The sequence below is a fragment of the Pseudomonas sp. IT-P100 genome (assembly GCF_949767185.1).
Taxonomy (GTDB): domain Bacteria; phylum Pseudomonadota; class Gammaproteobacteria; order Pseudomonadales; family Pseudomonadaceae; genus Aquipseudomonas; species Aquipseudomonas fluorescens_B.
Genome location: NZ_CATKQK010000011.1, coordinates 872,021 through 888,169, shown reverse-complemented (window position 1 = coordinate 888,169; position 16,149 = coordinate 872,021). Strand labels below are relative to the sequence as shown.

General features: G+C 58.8%; 16 protein-coding genes. 6 read left to right on the top strand and 10 right to left on the bottom strand.

Features of this window, described 5'->3' with window-relative positions; translation table 11 throughout:
- Positions 1–58: 58 nt before the first annotated feature.
- The 5 genes from ACM6IQ_RS12520 to ACM6IQ_RS12500 all read right to left on the bottom strand — a co-directional run bounded on the left by ACM6IQ_RS12520 (position 59) and on the right by ACM6IQ_RS12500 (position 5,317).
- Positions 59–1,624 (bottom strand): GumC family protein, encoded by a 1,566-nt coding sequence (locus ACM6IQ_RS12520; protein ID WP_031318733.1) that lies wholly within the window; start codon positions 1,622–1,624, stop codon positions 59–61.
- Between the two features lie 21 nt (positions 1,625–1,645).
- Complete coding sequence (locus ACM6IQ_RS12515; RefSeq protein WP_031318732.1) at positions 1,646–2,761, bottom strand: hypothetical protein; 1,116 nt, start codon at positions 2,759–2,761, stop codon at positions 1,646–1,648.
- Between the two features lie 26 nt (positions 2,762–2,787).
- Positions 2,788–3,345 (bottom strand): polysaccharide biosynthesis/export family protein, encoded by a 558-nt coding sequence (locus ACM6IQ_RS12510; RefSeq protein WP_017338051.1) that lies wholly within the window; start codon positions 3,343–3,345, stop codon positions 2,788–2,790.
- Positions 3,346–3,709: 364 nt separating this feature from the next.
- The gene (locus ACM6IQ_RS12505) at positions 3,710–4,207 is read right to left on the bottom strand and encodes a hypothetical protein (protein WP_017338050.1); all 498 of its coding nucleotides are present in this window, start codon (positions 4,205–4,207) and stop codon (positions 3,710–3,712) included.
- A gap of 282 nt (positions 4,208–4,489) precedes the next feature.
- The gene (locus ACM6IQ_RS12500) at positions 4,490–5,317 is read right to left on the bottom strand and encodes a cupin domain-containing protein (RefSeq protein WP_414878917.1); all 828 of its coding nucleotides are present in this window, start codon (positions 5,315–5,317) and stop codon (positions 4,490–4,492) included.
- A gap of 134 nt (positions 5,318–5,451) precedes the next feature.
- Between ACM6IQ_RS12500 and ACM6IQ_RS12495 the strand changes: the two genes are divergently transcribed.
- The 4 genes from ACM6IQ_RS12495 (at position 5,452) to ACM6IQ_RS12480 (ending at position 7,281) form a co-directional block, all read left to right on the top strand.
- Entirely contained in the window at positions 5,452–5,970 is a 519-nt protein-coding gene (locus ACM6IQ_RS12495) for a carboxymuconolactone decarboxylase family protein (protein ID WP_414878916.1), read from the top strand.
- A 27-nt stretch (positions 5,971–5,997) separates the two neighbouring features.
- Positions 5,998–6,249, top strand: a complete 252-nt coding sequence (gene grxC / locus ACM6IQ_RS12490) for a glutaredoxin 3 (protein WP_017338047.1) — start codon at positions 5,998–6,000, stop codon at positions 6,247–6,249.
- A gap of 145 nt (positions 6,250–6,394) precedes the next feature.
- On the top strand, positions 6,395–6,796 hold the full coding sequence (locus ACM6IQ_RS12485; RefSeq protein ID WP_414878915.1) for a hypothetical protein: 402 nt from the start codon (positions 6,395–6,397) through the stop codon (positions 6,794–6,796).
- Between the two features lie 203 nt (positions 6,797–6,999).
- Positions 7,000–7,281, top strand: a complete 282-nt coding sequence (locus ACM6IQ_RS12480) for a DUF3303 domain-containing protein (RefSeq protein WP_017338045.1) — start codon at positions 7,000–7,002, stop codon at positions 7,279–7,281.
- A 41-nt stretch (positions 7,282–7,322) separates the two neighbouring features.
- On the opposite strand, the gene ACM6IQ_RS12475 is transcribed toward ACM6IQ_RS12480, so the two are convergent.
- The 4 genes from ACM6IQ_RS12475 to ACM6IQ_RS12460 all read right to left on the bottom strand — a co-directional run bounded on the left by ACM6IQ_RS12475 (position 7,323) and on the right by ACM6IQ_RS12460 (position 13,468).
- Complete coding sequence (locus ACM6IQ_RS12475) at positions 7,323–8,384, bottom strand: hypothetical protein (RefSeq protein WP_017338044.1); 1,062 nt, start codon at positions 8,382–8,384, stop codon at positions 7,323–7,325.
- A gap of 106 nt (positions 8,385–8,490) precedes the next feature.
- Positions 8,491–11,076 carry a DNA ligase D gene (gene ligD, locus ACM6IQ_RS12470; protein ID WP_414878914.1) on the bottom strand — a complete coding sequence of 862 codons (2,586 nt, stop codon included), beginning with the start codon at positions 11,074–11,076 and terminating at the stop codon, positions 8,491–8,493.
- Positions 11,077–11,079: 3 nt separating this feature from the next.
- Positions 11,080–12,072, bottom strand: coding sequence for a methyltransferase (locus ACM6IQ_RS12465; protein WP_414878913.1), 993 nt, complete (start codon positions 12,070–12,072; stop codon positions 11,080–11,082).
- A 10-nt stretch (positions 12,073–12,082) separates the two neighbouring features.
- Positions 12,083–13,468 (bottom strand): iron-containing redox enzyme family protein, encoded by a 1,386-nt coding sequence (locus ACM6IQ_RS12460; RefSeq protein WP_414878912.1) that lies wholly within the window; start codon positions 13,466–13,468, stop codon positions 12,083–12,085.
- Positions 13,469–13,662: 194 nt separating this feature from the next.
- Between ACM6IQ_RS12460 and ACM6IQ_RS12455 the strand changes: the two genes are divergently transcribed.
- Positions 13,663–14,094, top strand: a complete 432-nt coding sequence (locus ACM6IQ_RS12455; protein ID WP_414878911.1) for a cupin domain-containing protein — start codon at positions 13,663–13,665, stop codon at positions 14,092–14,094.
- 9 nt (positions 14,095–14,103) lie between these two features.
- On the opposite strand, the gene ACM6IQ_RS12450 is transcribed toward ACM6IQ_RS12455, so the two are convergent.
- Complete coding sequence (locus ACM6IQ_RS12450) at positions 14,104–14,820, bottom strand: tellurite resistance TerB family protein (RefSeq protein ID WP_414878910.1); 717 nt, start codon at positions 14,818–14,820, stop codon at positions 14,104–14,106.
- Positions 14,821–15,421: 601 nt separating this feature from the next.
- Here ACM6IQ_RS12450 and pcsA point away from each other — a divergent pair.
- Positions 15,422–16,144: a phosphatidylcholine synthase gene (gene pcsA / locus ACM6IQ_RS12445; protein ID WP_031318729.1), complete on the top strand. Its 723-nt coding sequence runs from the start codon at positions 15,422–15,424 to the stop codon at positions 16,142–16,144.
- Positions 16,145–16,149 lie beyond the last annotated feature (5 nt).

Sequence of the window (16,149 nt, the reverse complement as noted above, 5' to 3'; positions counted from 1 at the left end):
GAGTTCTTGGGCTCGGTGTTTTCGGTATCGGGCTTGATAATTTCCATGTCTATATTCCTTATGCAAACCGGCCCAGCGTTTTATACGCCAACTGATCCAGAGGCATGTAGAGGAAGTGCACGAGCACCAAAAGGATTGCGACCAGCACGATTCCACACACGATCAGGCGCGTTCGCCACTTCTTGCGGCGCTCCAGTTCGGCCATGGTGTGAATGTAGGGGATGGAAACCAGTACACGTCTACCGAGCACACTGGCCAGGGCTTCAGCACCGCGCACACGCGAACTCATCATCTCGAGCAGCATCACCAGCGCGCCAGCGCCCACCGGAGCAAGCACGAAGCCCATGGCGACCACTTTCTTGCGGTTCGGCCGAACCGGCTTTTCAGGCATCAGCGGCGACTCCAGAAGAACAAAACGCTCCGCCTTGTTTTCCTGTTCCAGGCTTTCGGAAATTCTCGCGTTCATCTCTTTGGCGCGCATTTCCTCATACTTCTTTTTCGCGTTGTCATGGTCGCGCATCAGCGTGATCAGGCCGCGCTCGACTTGAGGCATTTCAATAATTCGCGCTTGGTATTCGGATATTTTCTGGACCGTCTGCTGCTTCTGATCGGCCAGTGACTTGATTCGCGCCTCGGTGGCGGCGATCCGCGTCTGAGCCCTGGATACATCCATATTGACGGGCGCTGCCGCGCTACCGGCAACCATTTTGTTCGCCTCAAGTGCCGCAATCTTGCGTTTCACGGAACGCACATCGGGGTGGGCGTCGGTATACAGCGTCTGCAAACGGGCGTACTCCGCCTTGAGGCTGGCGAGGTCCTGCGGTTTGTCGGCGGCTGCTCCCGCTACTCCAGGCTTGGTCGCTACGCCGGAATTGGCGGCAATGAGCTCCAATTCATTGAAACGCAACTCCTCGCGGGCAGCCTTGTAGTCACGGTCGACCTCTTTGAGGTCGCTCTCGGCGCGGGTCAACATGTTCGTGAGCAGTTCCCGATTCTCGGGCAGTGCATCACTGTGCTTCTCCTTGAATTCCGCCACGCGACTGTCCTGGGCATTCAGGGCAACCTCGAGCTTGTCTGCCTCCTGCTTGGCGAACTCCGTGTTTTCATTGGCGCGCTCGGTGCGCTGCCGGATGTTTTCATTGAGGAACAGCGTCACCAGTTCGTTGGCCACCTGGGTGGCAATCTCTGGCTGGCGGTGCTCAAAGGAAAGGCGAAACGCAATCGTCACTTCCCCGCGCCCCTTGATCGCGGCGCTGACCAGGGTGACGCCAATCGCATTGCGCATTTCATCGATTTTCTCTGTAACGCTCAAATTCCGGCCTTGAGTAGAGAACAAGTTGTATTTGTCGATGATCGCGGCCAGGTTTTCTCGGGTCATCACGCGCTGGCGAATGACTTCGATGCGCTCATCGGCAAAGGTGCTGTTGTTCGCCGCGACCAGCTCAGGCGAGATCTGTTGCGACTCGATCAGAATCGTGCCGGAGGACTCGAAGGTGGGCGGGAGTGACATCGCGACCGCGATGCTCACGCCAAGGATCGCTGCGCAACTGACGATCAACAGCACCGCGTGGTGCTTGATGATTGCAATGTAGTCGTTGACCGACATTTCGTATTCAGTAGTCATAGATCATCACAAAGCTGAATTTCAGAGACCGGGGTAACTATAAGTCAAGGTCAACCCGACGACATTTGCGCTGGCATCCGGCAAGCTGTCCTGCTTGCGTTCTTTGTAAGTGAAGAATAGGCGGGCATTCCAAAAAGGCGAGAGTTCCTGACTGATCCAGGCGCTGTAATTGACCAGGGTATTCGGCGTCTGCCCCTTGGTGTCCTGCCAGGAAGCATCAAGACCGGTGCGTCGGGTTTCATCGATGAGGTAACTCACGGAGCCCTTCAGGTTATCGGCCTCGACGAACCCACCGTCCCCGCTGGCGACGGTGCTACGGCTGGCATCGAAGATGCTTTCAAAGCGCTCACCGGTGTACTGCAAGTTCACCCCGCCCTCGCCTGTGGGACCGTCACCCGTGCCGGAGACTTGATTGACGCCCGCGTACACCGACCCCTTGAATGCCTCGGAGACCTGGAAATTCAGGCCAACCGTGGGAGTGTAGCTATTCGAGGAAGACGCCACGGTTCCCTCATCCGGCTCATAACGCCTCACGCCAATACGGGTGAAGAGCTCGACCCGCTCGCTCCATGCATAGGTCAAGCTAAAGCGGCTTGCCAACTCGTCATAGTTGATCAGGGTGGGGATGTCGTAAGTGACATGAGTGTAGTCAGTTTCGTTGAGCAGAGTGGTTCGCTCACTGAGCGCCGTACGCCAGTTGCCCCCCACGGTATAAAGCTTTTGCGTGCCGTCGGAAGCCACTACGCCGGTTTCCTGGACCTCGGTGGAAAGCGTGGAGCTCTCTTCATAGCGGGCCGTGAGTCCATAACCACCGGTTTCGGTCTCGCGACTCCACCGGAACCTCAATCTGGGGTCTTCACGATCTGACACGATATCTGTATCGGACGAACGCACGACATACACCCCGAGACCGAACTGGAACTCATCTCGTCCGGAGGTGCCGACAAGGTTGAGGTCGGGGGCGATGATGGCGCGGGTCACGCCCTTCTCGCCACTTGTGAGCAACAGTGGATTGCTGTCGTACTCAACCGTCGAAGGCAGCGATATTGCCGGTAGCCAGGTCGCCGCAGAGGCCACACCGGAACACGAAAGGATCAGGGTTGCCGTGGCAACCCCGGTGGTTCGAAGAGAAAGCAAGGTAATCCCTAGTGCATCGCGCAAGGCTAAGGCACGACCAGCGTATCGCCGGCCTCAAGAATAAAATTGGTCGTCATGTCATCGCCGGACATCAACTCGTTGTAGTCGACACGCAGGATCTGTTGTTTTGATCCATTGAGTCGCACGACCTTGATGTCATTCTTGGCGGCGAATTTGTCGAGGCCACCCGCCATGCTCAAAACCTGCAGCACTGACGTTTGACCTGATAAGTGGACACTGCCGGGCTTCAACACTTTGCCCTGCACGTACACGAGATTACCGGCGGTGCCCGTGACAACCACGCTCACCTGCGGATCGGGTATGAATTTTACAAGCTTGGCCGCTATTTTCTCTTCGACTGCGGTGGCATCGAGACCCACCACATCAACCTGCCCTGCCAACGGGAAGGTGATGCTTCCGTTGGGAAGAACGATCACATCCTTATTGAGCTTGTCTTCGCCCCAAACAGAAACATTGAGCGTATCACCCGGACTCAGCCGGTAGTTCGCTTCGTTTGCGACGGCATTGGAAATGCTGGGCAGGACAGCCAGCGCGCAGACCACAGGTAACCAGAAACGCAACATCGGGATCCCTCCGCCTAAGTAGCCTTGCCAAGAGTTTCACACAAAAACCAAGGCAAATCACGCTCGCAATTTTTGTCGCTCGGTAACCGCTCAACGAGCATTTTTTCGCGGCTGGCAGCGGCCATTTTTCGTCGGCCCGACGTATCAATTATCTGCAGCAAGGCCTCTAGTGAAGGAAGTTTTTTATTTAACAGTAACTTGTCGTTAAACATATGACCCCCGATGCTTACTCGCCAAATTAATAGCACTCTTTTCAATAGAGTCCGTCATTCAGCCAATACACCGCCAACCACTGACACATCAAACTGATATCAACCACTAGTATCAATGCGCCACTTAATCGCCAGCAAAATCAAACTGCTAGTTACACCTTCCGCCGATTGGCGACCATGACAAAACCGAACAATGCCGACGAAAACAACCAGGCTGCAGCAGACAACGGAACTGCATTGGGTTGATTAACGAACGCGTCGGCTCCTCCACTCAATACTTTAGCCTGTGCATCTAAATCTGCCGTGAACTTGTCAGTATTTAGTTGCGCCATTAATCCGTCACAGGAAGTACTATTGACGGTGGCACCCACCTTGACAACAGAAGTGATAAGGTTTTTGAGTTGATCTTTTGCAGTATCAACGGAAGAAATATCGCCCAGCGAGACTGTCGCGCCAAGTTTGCTTTCGACAGTAGAAGGGGCGCCAGCCTGCCCTTCCGCTGTCGCGCCCACTTTTGGCCCGGACGCTGCACAAGAATCGGCTATGCGGTTAATTTCATGGGCCAAATGGCTCGCGTGAGCGGTGGCAATGGCCGCACCATTAAAGAGCACACAGAACAAAACGGATTTGAGAACCAGTGATGAACGCATGAAGACCGCCTCCCTGCCTACAGGGTTTTCCTGATATCGAATGAAGGATTCGTTACCCAGTTGCTTGGAGCCTATAAGCACATCGCCATTACGTCAATGGTCCGTCACAACAATAAATAAAAATAAAATTCTACGGAGAATGGCGTCAAAAAAACGCCAACAAATGCCGTTGAATACGGTTCGCTCTATTCATATGAAACGGCTCAAGCGTGGGCTTTGGGCGCTTTCCAAGGTGTGATAGACCCGTTCCACCCCCCCCGCCGAAAGGCCGGCGACAAAAAACTATCGCAGCGTCCCGTTGCGCATCCATTCCCGCGGACTGACGCCAGTCTTGCGCCGAAACGCCCGAGCCAGCGCCGAAGGGCTTTCGTAGCCCACTTCCTCGGCAATCAGGGCGATGGACTTGCCTTCACGCAAGCGTTTCTGCGCCAGGCTGATGCGCCAGCTCACCAGATAATCAACCGGCGTCTGCCCCACCACCTGGCGAAAGTACTCGGCGAAGCTGGCCCGGGACATGTTGGCTGCCGATGACAATTGCGCCACGGTCCAGGCTTTGCCCGGGGTGTCATGCATCAGGCTCAACGAACGCGCCAGTCGCGGGTCGGCCAGGCCTGCCATCATGCCGGGGCTTTGCTGATGGTGAGTCAACAGGTGCCGCAGCAACTGGATCACGAGCATTTCGAACAAGCGGTCCATCATCGCTTCGCGACCGCAAATGCCACCGAAGGCTTCGTTGAACAGCCAGTCCAGCGTGCCGGTCATGCTGGGTATTTCGTCGAGCCCCAGCACCAGGTAATCGGGCAAGGCGGCCGCCAGCGCATTGCCCGCACCGCCATCGAAGGTCAGTGAGGCGCACACCAGTTGTGTGTCGGACGTCTCTGCAGCGAACAAGCGATGACGGAAGGGTCGGGGGGAAAAAATCAAGGTGGGCTTGTTGATCTGGATATCGCGGTCATCGGCCAGCTTAAGGGTCAGGTCACCGTCCTTTAGCAAATGAAGGTGCCCACACGCCTGCTCACCGTCAAAACCCGTGGTGCCACAGAACGTGCCGCTGTGGAAGGTTCCGGCACTGACGCCGAAGTGGCTGAGCAACGTAGACAAGCGATCCATTGGCAGGCTCCCGGGGGAAAATCTGGACGATCTGTCGTATATCCTCGACGATTTGCACCCAATAGACCAGCGTCCGTCAATAACATGGACTCCGTACCCAGCGCACACCGCGCAGTCATCTACGGAGATCCATCATGAGCCGCATCAATACCCTGAGTCTTGAACACGCCACCGACACCACCCGCCCGCTGCTGGAAGGCGTGCAGAAAAAAATCGGTTTTCTGCCCAATGTCTTCAAGACGCTGGCCCATGCACCTGCGGTGCTTGTGTCTTATCTGCAACAGTCCGCGACCCTCGGTAAAACATCCCTGAGCGCTACCGAGAAAGAAGCGATCTTCCTCGCCACCTCTCAGGTGAATGGTTGCGACTACTGCCTGGCGGCCCACACCCTGTTTGCCGGCAAGGCCGGTTTGTCTGCACAAGACATCCTCAGCGCCCGTGATGGCCAGCTCAATGCGTTCGCAACCCTCGCCCGACAGATCACCGAAAGCCGGGGTCACTTGAACAGCGAGCAGATCGAGGCGGCACGGGCAGCCGGTATCGACGACAGCAAGATTGTCGAAGTGATCGGCCATGTGGCGTCGCAGACCCTGACCAATTACCTCAACAACGTTGCCCTGACCGAGATTGATTTCCCGGCCATCGATGCTTGAACGACTTTCAATTCGGGAGCACCGCTTATGAAGACCGTGACGCTCTATACCACCGACACCTGCCCTTATTGCCGCAACGCCAAAGCACTGCTGGCCAGTCGGGGCATTGCAGCCCAGGAATTCAACGTTCAATCAGAACCGGGGAAATTCCAGGAGATGCAAAGCCGCAGCGGGCGCCGCAGCGTGCCGCAGATTTTTATCGGTGACACCCATGTCGGCGGTTTTGACGAACTGGCCAAGCTTGATCGTCAGGGAGGTTTGTTATCGATGCTGGCCTGAGGCGACGGATTTTTGTTGGGGTGCATATCCGTTGCTGCGGTAACGGATATACATCCCCAAACCGCCGCGCTTTTAACAATGCCCCCTCGAGCACACCGGCGATCCCTATGGGCAAATCAGTACACAGCGCACTATGATTGCCGCCATGACAACACCGCTGCCGATCCGCCAACCCTGCCCGCCCGGTGCCTGCATCTGCGAGCGTGAACCGCTGCTGGAAACACCCGGCGCGGACCTGCGCATCCTGTTTCTGACTCGCACCGAGGAAAGGCGCCTGATCGAACGCCTGGAAAACCTCCAGAGCCTGAGCGACCTCGAACGGTTACAGCAACGGATGTACGAGCAACTGGGCATCCGGGTAGAAGTCGCCCCGGGTTTCAACGAAGTCCGCACCATGCGCGGTATCGCCATCACCATCGCCGAACTGCCAGGCCTGTGCCGCAAAACCCGCCAGGCGATCCCGACCGCCATTCGCCGCGGTCTGGAAAAACGTCCGGAAATCGCCTACGAACTGCTCAACGCCAACGACCTGTTGCGCGATACCTGACGGTCAGGCGCCGCGATCAATTCCAGATGCAATAAAAGAGGATCAGCGGTCATACGCGAACCGTTCCGCGCTGCTATGCCTTCTCATGGGAGCAATTGCTTCAGCCCTGTCAGGGAGACACGGGAAACAGGCGTGGCCGTGGTCCCGGCGCCAGCCAGGCGCGCGAAGAGCAACAGGTGCCAGTCCGTAGCAGGAGGTGGCAAATGTTATTCATGGTCAGTTGGTCGATCAGTCCGCAAAACCGTAACAGCGTGATCAAGCGTTTCCTCGAGACCAAAGGGGCACCACCCGCCGGCGTCAAGATGTTGGGGCGCTGGCATGCCGTCGGCGGCTCGAGCGGTTTTGGCATCGCAGAAACCGATGATGTCGTACAGATTCAAAAGTGGGTGCTGGAATGGAATGACCTGATGAACATGGAGGTGCATGCGGCACTCACCGATGATCAGGCCGGGCCGCTGCTGGCGGCGGCTGTCAGCCAGCAATAAACGTTCGGGGCGGCGAGTGCCGCTCGCCGCCCGGCACCCTGTCAGCGTTTCCAGCACTCTGCGTAACGCGCGCACACGCCATACTGCCGATCCATTTGCGCCATTCGGTCGAGATGGTGATTGATGGTTTCGAGCAAGAGATTCTGGCTGGTCTGGACGTAAAACTTCGCCATCGTCTTGCGCTCTTCAGACGCCGCAAAGTGCGTAGGCCTGGACGCCTTGTCCTCAGGATGTGCCCATTGTTCCAGTTGCTGATCGGTCAGTCGTTGCAGGCGCAGACGGTATTTGTCGCTGTAACGCTTGAACGTTTCCGCCTTGTTTCCCGCCGCTTCTTCGTCGAAGGCAATCAGGTTCTGGCGGTACAGGGTCCAGTAATCGTCCGGCAGGGTAAAGCCCAGCTTCGCCTTGCGTTCGGCAATCAGCTTGTCGAGTTTTTCCGGTGTGTAGCGTTCGCTGCTGTCCTTGGCCGGGTCCGGCTTCATGCCGGCGATGGTCGCACCGTCGAAGATCCGCTCTATCAACATCACCCGCTGAGGCGTGTCGGGGAGCGCGGGCGGAAGCGCCGGGAATGACGTGCCGCGACCGACACAGGCAGGCAAGCCCTTGTCCATGACCGGCATCGGCAACCGCACCGCACGGCCATCGATGCGCTTCAACTGATTCAACAGCACGCCGCAACGGCCGTCGCGCAGATTTAACGTCACCTCGTATTCAGCATTGCGCTCGGGTGTCAGGCTCAAACTGGTGACACACACCCAGTTGCTGCCACTCGTGGCGAGGTGCAGGTAATTATCCTGGTCGGGTTTGACCTTGATCTCCAGATAGCCCCTGGCATCGGCCGGCGGCGCGACACTCATGCCCACCCGACGCTCGGTATCACGGGCGTACAGGTTGTTGAGTTCACCGGTGACGCGCCCCTGACAATGTTCCGGATCGTAGTAGTAGAGCTTCGCATTGCTGGTGTTGGCGATGAAGCGCACCTTGGCGGCGTCGGGTTCGGTGGCATCGGTGTAAGTGTCTTTGACGGCGCAGCCGCTGAGCAGAGCGGACAGAAGCGCCGCGACAGCAATGACGCGTGTGGAGCGATTGAAGGAAACCGGCATTGGATCGTCCCTGACGCGCAAAGGCTATGGAGAGCGCGCGATGCTACTAAAGGGCCACCACCCTGTCCATCGCGCACATCAGAGCATATTAATCCGGCTGAAAAGGCTACTTCTTCATCCCCACCCGCCGCCGCATCTCGGCGGTAATCGTCTGTTTCGTTTTCTTCAGGTCGGCCCAAGGCCCGTCGCCCACCTCGGCCAAGCGCTCATGCACCGTGTGGATGTTCCACTGATTGCCGCCCTTGAGCCCGGCCACCTCCTCGCGAAAGATCGGCACCGACACCGGCAGCCCTTCGCGGGTGCGGGCGGCGTAGGCACAAATGGTGGTGGCGCCGAGGCCGTTGCGCAGGTAATCGATGAAGATCCGACCCACCCGGTTCTTCGGCCCCGACACCGCGGAAAACCGTTCCGGCAACAGTTTGGCCATGTGACTGACGATGGCGTGGCTGAAATCCTTCACTTCATCCCAGCCGAGCTTGCGGGTCAGCGGCACCACGAGGTGAATGCCTTTACCGCCGCTGGTCTTGAGAAAAGCCTTGAGCCCCAGCTCATCCAGCACCGACAGCGTCAGCTGAGTCGCCTCGACCATGCTTTTCCACGGCAGCGCCGGGTCCGGGTCGAGGTCGAGAACGAAGCGATCGGGCTTGTCGAGGTTGTCCGACGTGGCGTTCCAGGTATGCAGTTCGACGGTGCTCATCTGTACGGCACCGATCAGTGCTTCGGCGCTGTTGATGATCATGATCGGCTGACCGGTGAGTTCCTTGTCGAGTGTGGTAATCCCGGGAATGGCCAGGCGTTCGGCGTTCTTCTGGAAAAACAATTCACCGGCAATACCGTCCGGCGCACGAACCAGCGCCACGGGCCGGTCTTTCAATTCGGGCAGAATCCATTCGGCGACGCGGGCGTAATACTCCGCCAGCTGCACTTTGGTCGTGCCGCTGCTGGCGTCGATGACCCGGTCCGGGTGAGTGATCCGCACCTTGCCCTCGCCCAGACCGAGTTGTGACGGCGCCGGTGCGGCTTTTTCCGAGCTTTTCTTTTGGCGGGTGGCAGGTTTTTCTGCGGTGCTTTTCTTCACCACTTTCGGGCGCTCCTCGGTGATGTCTTCGGCCGGCTTGTCGTCGCGCAGGCCATGGAACACGGCGTGGCGCACCGAGCCTTCCTTGGTCATTTCGGCAAAGGCAATCTCAGCCAGCAGAACGGGTTTGAGCCAGTGCACACCTTTGGCGTCAAAACCGGTCGGTGGATTGACCACTGACGGCTTCCTGGTCTGCAACGGTTTCAGTTGCTCGTAAATACTCTTAAGCGTTGTCTCGTTGAAACCGGTGCCGACCTTGCCGGCATACCGCAGCTGACCGCTGTCCCGGTCGTGCAGCCCCAGCAGCAACGCGCCAAACGCATTGCGCGATCCTTTCGGATCGGTGTAGCCGACTACCACAAATTCTTGCCGGTGCTTGCACTTGAGCTTGATCCAGTCGCTGCTGCGACGCGACACGTAAGGCGAGCCCAGGCGTTTGCCGATCAGCCCCTCCATCTGCATCTGGCAGGCGCTGTTGAGCAAGGCGTCGGGCTCTTCGGCGAACGCGTCGGAGAACCGCAACAACGGATCTTCATTCGGCTTGAGCACCGTCGCCAGCGCGACCCGACGCTCTTCGACCGGCACCTCGCGCAGATCCACGCCATTGAGGTAAGGCATGTCGAACAGGTAGTAAAGAATATTGCCGCTGCGCCCGGAGTCGAAGGCGTTTTGCAGCGCTTGAAAGTCCGGCACGCCCTGCTCGTTGGCAACCACCATTTCACCGTCAAGCCAGGCCGATTCGAGTTGCAGCGAAGCCAACGCCTCGGCTTGTTTCGGCAGTTTGTGGGTCCAGTCGTGACCGTTGCGGGTGAACAGCTTGACCTCGCCATGGTCGATGCGAGCCATGATCCGATAACCGTCGAACTTGATCTCGTAGCTCCATTCACCGTCCGGGGCTTTTTCCACCAGCGTCGCCAGTTCGGGTTTCATCAGGTCCGGCATTTTCGCTTTGTGCGCACCGGTAAGTTGCGCCGCCTGTTGTTTAGCCGCAACTTTGCGCGCCGGTTTTTTGATGGGCTTGGGTTTTTCCGCTGCTTTCGGTTTTTTCGCAACGATTGTCCGGTCACTGAGCACACTGTCCGGCTCGGCGGCGACCACGTCGTAATCGCTTTCGGGTTTGGCGGCGCTGTCCTGATGCTTGATCAGGAACCATTGCTCCTGCTTGCCCGGCATGTGCGTACGCACCAGGTTCCACAGGCCGCCGAGCTTCTCGCCCTGCAGTTCGAATTTGAGCTTGCCCTTGGCGTAGGCCTTTACCGGGTCTTCCTGCGGAATCCAGACACCACGGTCCCAGACAATCACGTCACCGGCACCGTAATGCCCTTCGGGAATGCTGCCCTCGAACGTGGCGTAATCCAACGGATGGTCTTCGACATGCACCGCCAGGCGCTTGACCTTGGGGTCCAGAGACGGGCCTTTCGGCACCGCCCAACTCTTCAACGCACCATCGAGTTCCAGGCGAAAGTCATAATGCAGGCGCGAGGCGTCATGTTTCTGGATGCAGAACTGCAAGGCGTGATCTTTCGCGGCTTTCTTGCCCGAATGTTTAGCGGCCGGCTCAGAGGTCGCCGAGAAGTCGCGCATGCGGTTGTAGTCATCCAGGTTCTTGTTCATGGCTCACTCACCTGTGGCTGATTCAACGCTGCCCCCGATGCCCGGAGCGAGACGCGTAACGATCAGCGCGACCACTGCGATCCGCTCCACCCTTTGGTAGTCGGGCATCAACAGTTCTTCGCCAAACACATCGGGATCGATCTCGCGATAGGTCCAGCCGAACCGGGCCGAATCCAGGTACGGCGCCAACGCGGCGATAAACGGATCGCAGCCGTCGACCATTGCCACTCCGGTGTATAACACCAGCGAACCGCCAGCGGTCAGTCGATTCAGCGCCTGCTCGACAATGCGCACCGACAATTGCGCGCCAAGCGCCCCGCCGCCGTGGCGATAGGCACGCTCGGCCGGGTCGGCCATGTAGGGCGGATTGGCAACGATCAGGTCGAATGTGCCGTCGACATCCTGCAGCACATCACTGGTTTCAATACTGACATTGGCCACTTCGGCGAGCGCTGCATTCACAGCCGTCAGGCGGAGCGCCGCTGGGTTGATGTCCACCGCCAGCACCTCGGCCTCACGGCGTGCGCGAGCAATCACGATGGCGCCGACGCCAGCGCCGCAGCCGATGTCCACGGCGCGTCTGATCGGCGCGAGACGCTGTTGCAGATGGGCGTGAATCAACTGGGCAAAACGATAGGTATCCGGACCAAAGAACACTGCGTCGGCCGCGTCCGTGGGGAATCCGGAATGCACGAACAGCAGGTCATCGAGGCTGGACCAGCGTACTCGGCTTTTCAGCCGGCCATTGCTCTCTTCGAGAACGCCCGCCTGTTGTAATTGCCGCTGTTCGTCCGCCGATAACAGACCCGGCTCGAATGGCCGCGACCAACCGAACACCTCGCGCAGGGTCCGGGCACTCTGGCCGAACGCGCGGTCATTGACTCGCTGATGGGTCAGCGGCGTCGGGGTGATAAACCGGTAACCGTCCGCTTGCAAGCGGCGCCCCAATTGCAGCAAGGCCAGATCCGCAGCCCCCAGTTGTTCTTCCTGATTCATGCCGTGCACCCTATCGAAGGCTGGATTTGAGTTCGATGAATCGCCGCGTGGCCATCAGGCCGGCAGGATGGGCGTGTCGATGGGCGGACAGCCACGGAATCAGCACCGGCATTTGCTCGGCGGCGGACAATCCTTCCAGCGCGGCTTGCAGGGTTTGAATATCCGGGTCGCTGGCGGGCAACACCGGCTCGACCGAGCCACTGCTCAGGCGGCGAGCCGCAGGTGCTGAACGCTCCGCTGTCCAGTCACCCGAGATCCAGTCGTGCAGCAGTTGCTTTTCGTAAGGACTGAACACACCGAACATGGCCGCACCGTCGCCATCAATCAACTGCCAGAAGCGGCTCTCCTGCGGGTCCTGATGACGTTTGATCCAGCCCTTGTTTTCCATGGCATCGAGAAAACCTGGCAACTGCTCCGGCGAGGTCAACCATTGATTGACGGTCTTGCCCTCGAACCGGCAATAGTCGGAATGCATGTGCTGGCCGAACGGGCGTTTGCGTTCCAGCATGTTCAACACTTCAGCGTAAAGGTCGAACGACTCGATAATCGCGCGACTGCCCTGCCCCAGGTCATTGAGCCGGTAGCCCAGCGCGACCCTGCGCAAAAAGTCCTCGCGATCACCTTCGATCGGCAGCAGTTGCAGCACCGATTGCACTGCTTTTTGCGCGTGCCCGGTGCTGGCATTGTCGATGGTCACGTGCAAGGTGAAGTAATACGGATCGATACCCAGTTCGCTGAGCTCGTAGGCGCTGATCAACAAATGCAGCGGCAGCTGTTCGTAGCCGAGGTTGTAGCCGATCACTTCTGGCAAAAAGTCGTCGGCGCATTCGCCCAGCGCCAGTTGAATCGCGCCTTGCAGGTAATGCTCATCGGCAATGACGCCGCTGTCCTGCAAACCGAGTTCGGCGAGAAGCTTGCGGTAGATCACCACATGATTCTGGGCTGGGTTGCCATCGCCCAACTCCTCCAGATAGGTGCAGATCAGCCCTTCGAAACGCGGGTCGCGCCAGTGCTGCAACAGGCCGTACAACCAGGCACCGTCCACCAGTTTGGTCGGGCTGACGGCTTGCAGGAAGAACAGCGCGTGGGCCTTGTTGCTGAAGAACTGCCGTGGCCCGCCTTCCTTGCGGGCGCTCAGGTAATCAGCATATTGGCGCGCCACTTCGGTGCTGTGCTGCTCGACGAAGGATTGCAGGGCCGACACGTCCTCCGGTATTTCTTCGGGAAGGTCTGCGGACCGTTGCAGTTGCGCTTTCAGGAACGTATTGCCGAGTGCGCGGCGTTGCTCGGCATCGTCGCCCAGCAGTAACTGTTCATAGCACTGCTTCAGGCTGCCGGCAGTCGGGATGGCGTGCTCGTGGGAAGGCTGGGCTTCAAGTCGTGTCAGGGCAGTCATGGGCGCATCTCTCGGTCTATGGCCAGTGGCAGGACGCTGAATCATCACGTCTCTAATTCAGCAGAGCGATTTGCCCGGAGAAAAATTCAATCGGGGTTGAAATTACCCTGACAGACGGCCTTGCGCCGCCGCACCCGGCGCGGTTCGAGTGAATATACTCAACCGGGTGTGGACTCATCTTCGGGAGAGCAGTCATGCGAACGGTTCACGTCATCGGGTCTGGAAAAACCCCCAGGCCGGTCAATGTCGTGGGTGAGGCGATCACGATTCTCGCGGGCGGTGATCTGAGCAAGCCCTTTGAGGTGCACATCCAGGAAGGCGTGCAGGGAGGCGGCCCGCCACTGCACTTTCATCCTTGGGATGAGGCGTTCTACGTGATTGACGGGCAGGTGGAAGTGACGGTCGAGGGCACTTCCACCGCCGTCTCGGCCGGCGGTTACGTGCATATACCCGGTGGGTCCATCCATGCCTACAAGAACATCAGCGCCACGGCGAAGATGATCGGCGTGGTGTCTGATCCACGGGGCGGCCAGTTCTTTGCGGCAGTGGACCGGCTAAGGGTGCCGGAGGATTTGCCGCAGATACTGGAGATTGCCGAAGCGCACGGGGTGACGTTTCTGGTGTAGGCCGACCGGTCAGGCCGCGCCGCTCTTGGCCTGCTGCTCCAGATGCACCTGCAAATCCGGATCGATCTGCAACGCCGCCGCCAGTTCATCGAGGTAGCTGCGTTCGGCGTCCTGCTGATCGTCCACCAGCATCACGCTGGCCAGGTACATTTCCGCGGCTATCGCCGGGTCCGTCGCCGCCTCCGCCACATTGGCGGCATCGAGCGGACGGGCAACTTCATTGTCCAGCCATTGCTGGAGTTCCGGGTCATCGGTGTGGCGGCCGAGTTCAGTGCTGATCATCTGTTTCTCGGCGTCATCGATCCGGCCATCGGCCTTTGCCGCTGCTATTAATGCTCGCAGGACGGCGTGACTGTGATCCTCGACTTCCGGGCCGGATAACAAGTCCACGGTGCGGGGTGCCTGTTGCGGCGCGGCCGCCTGGCTGCGCTGCCAGGCCTGATACGCTTGAAAAGCCATCATGCCGAGGGAGGCCAGCGCCGCGTACTGGGTGCCGCCACCGGAGCGCCGCTGGGTTGAACCGCCCAAGCCGGAGCCGCCGCCGAGCAGTCCTCCCAGCAAACCGCCCAATCCGCTGTTTGCACTGCCCCCTGCGCCCAGCAGTCCCCCGAGCAATCCGCCAAGACCGCCACCCATGCCGCCCTGGCCTGGTACGCCGCCACCTTGCTGTGTCATCGAGCCCTGGCCGGCTCGCAGGAGTTGTTCGAGCAAATCGCTGGTATTCATGACGACGTCCTCATGGGTTGGGTCAGGCAACAATAGTCCTCGCAGGCTATTGCGCCAGCACCGTTTGGCTGACTTCGCGGGCGATCTGAATCAATGCGGTGTCTGGACGTCCATCGCTAGCAGGCTAGCTCCCACAGTGGATTGTCGGGTGGCATGACATGGGTGTTCACCGCCGATGATCTTGACGGAATTCAGGTCGGCTATCAGGCCGCCTCGCTTTGTTTTTGATTTTGATCTTGATCTGCCCCGTCGGGAGGCCGTACGTCAGGGGCACTGGCGCTTGGTTACTTGGCGCTTTTCCAAGTAACCCGCTGTCAGAGCGGAACCCATAGCCGCCGTTACCGCAGAAACGGATATGTACCAGCACAGTCCGCCGGGGACATTCCCCATCGTCAAGAATGTCAGTCCCACTCAAGCGTTTTCTCAAGCGAACAGCCTCAGGATTAATCCGAAGTATTTTTTGGCGGCGCAGCTAAGATTCACAGACGGTGAACCTTATTCCTGGATTTCCGGTCGATACCTGCAACCCGACCCGGTTTGCCGCCGCCCTCGATCGACGAGGGTGATGACTGGCTTGCTTCACTTTCTGGAGAACGCCCCCGTGATTTCGACTCTACACATCGCCAGGCTCAAAGCATGGGGCGCCCATGGTTTTACCGCCACTGGCGTGGTCACTGCCTTCCTCGCAACCCTCGCCCTGCTGGAAAACCAGCCCACCAACTGCCTGCTGTGGCTGGGCGTCGCCCTGATCGTCGACGGGCTGGACGGTGCGTTGGCGCGCAAGGTCAATGTCCAGTCGGTACTGCCGAGTTTCGACGGTTCGATCCTCGATCTGGTGATCGATTACCTCACGTATGTGTTCATCCCGGCGCTGTTCATCTATCGCTACATTCCATTGCCGGACTACACGTTGCTGTTGACCGTGTCGCTGATTCTGGTCTCGTCGCTGTTTTGCTTCTGCAACGTCAATATGAAAAGCAAGGACAACTACTTCCAGGGCTTCCCCGCGGCCTGGAACGTGGTTGCGCTATGCCTGTACATCATCGCACCGTCGCCGTGGATCACCCTGCTCACCGTCATCGGCCTGGCACTGCTGACCGTGACCCGGATGAAATTCCTGCACCCGTTCCGCGTGCGCAAGTTCATGCCGATCAACATTGCCGTGACCGCCATCTGGTTGCTGTGCAGCTTGTCGCTGGTGATCAACCACCCGGTGATCAACCCGATGGTCATGGGGCTTTGGCTGCTGATGTCGGCCTACTTTCTGGGGATCTGCATCTGGCGTACGGCGCTGGAGTGGTTTGACGGGTCGCGGCTCCGGTAAGTCGC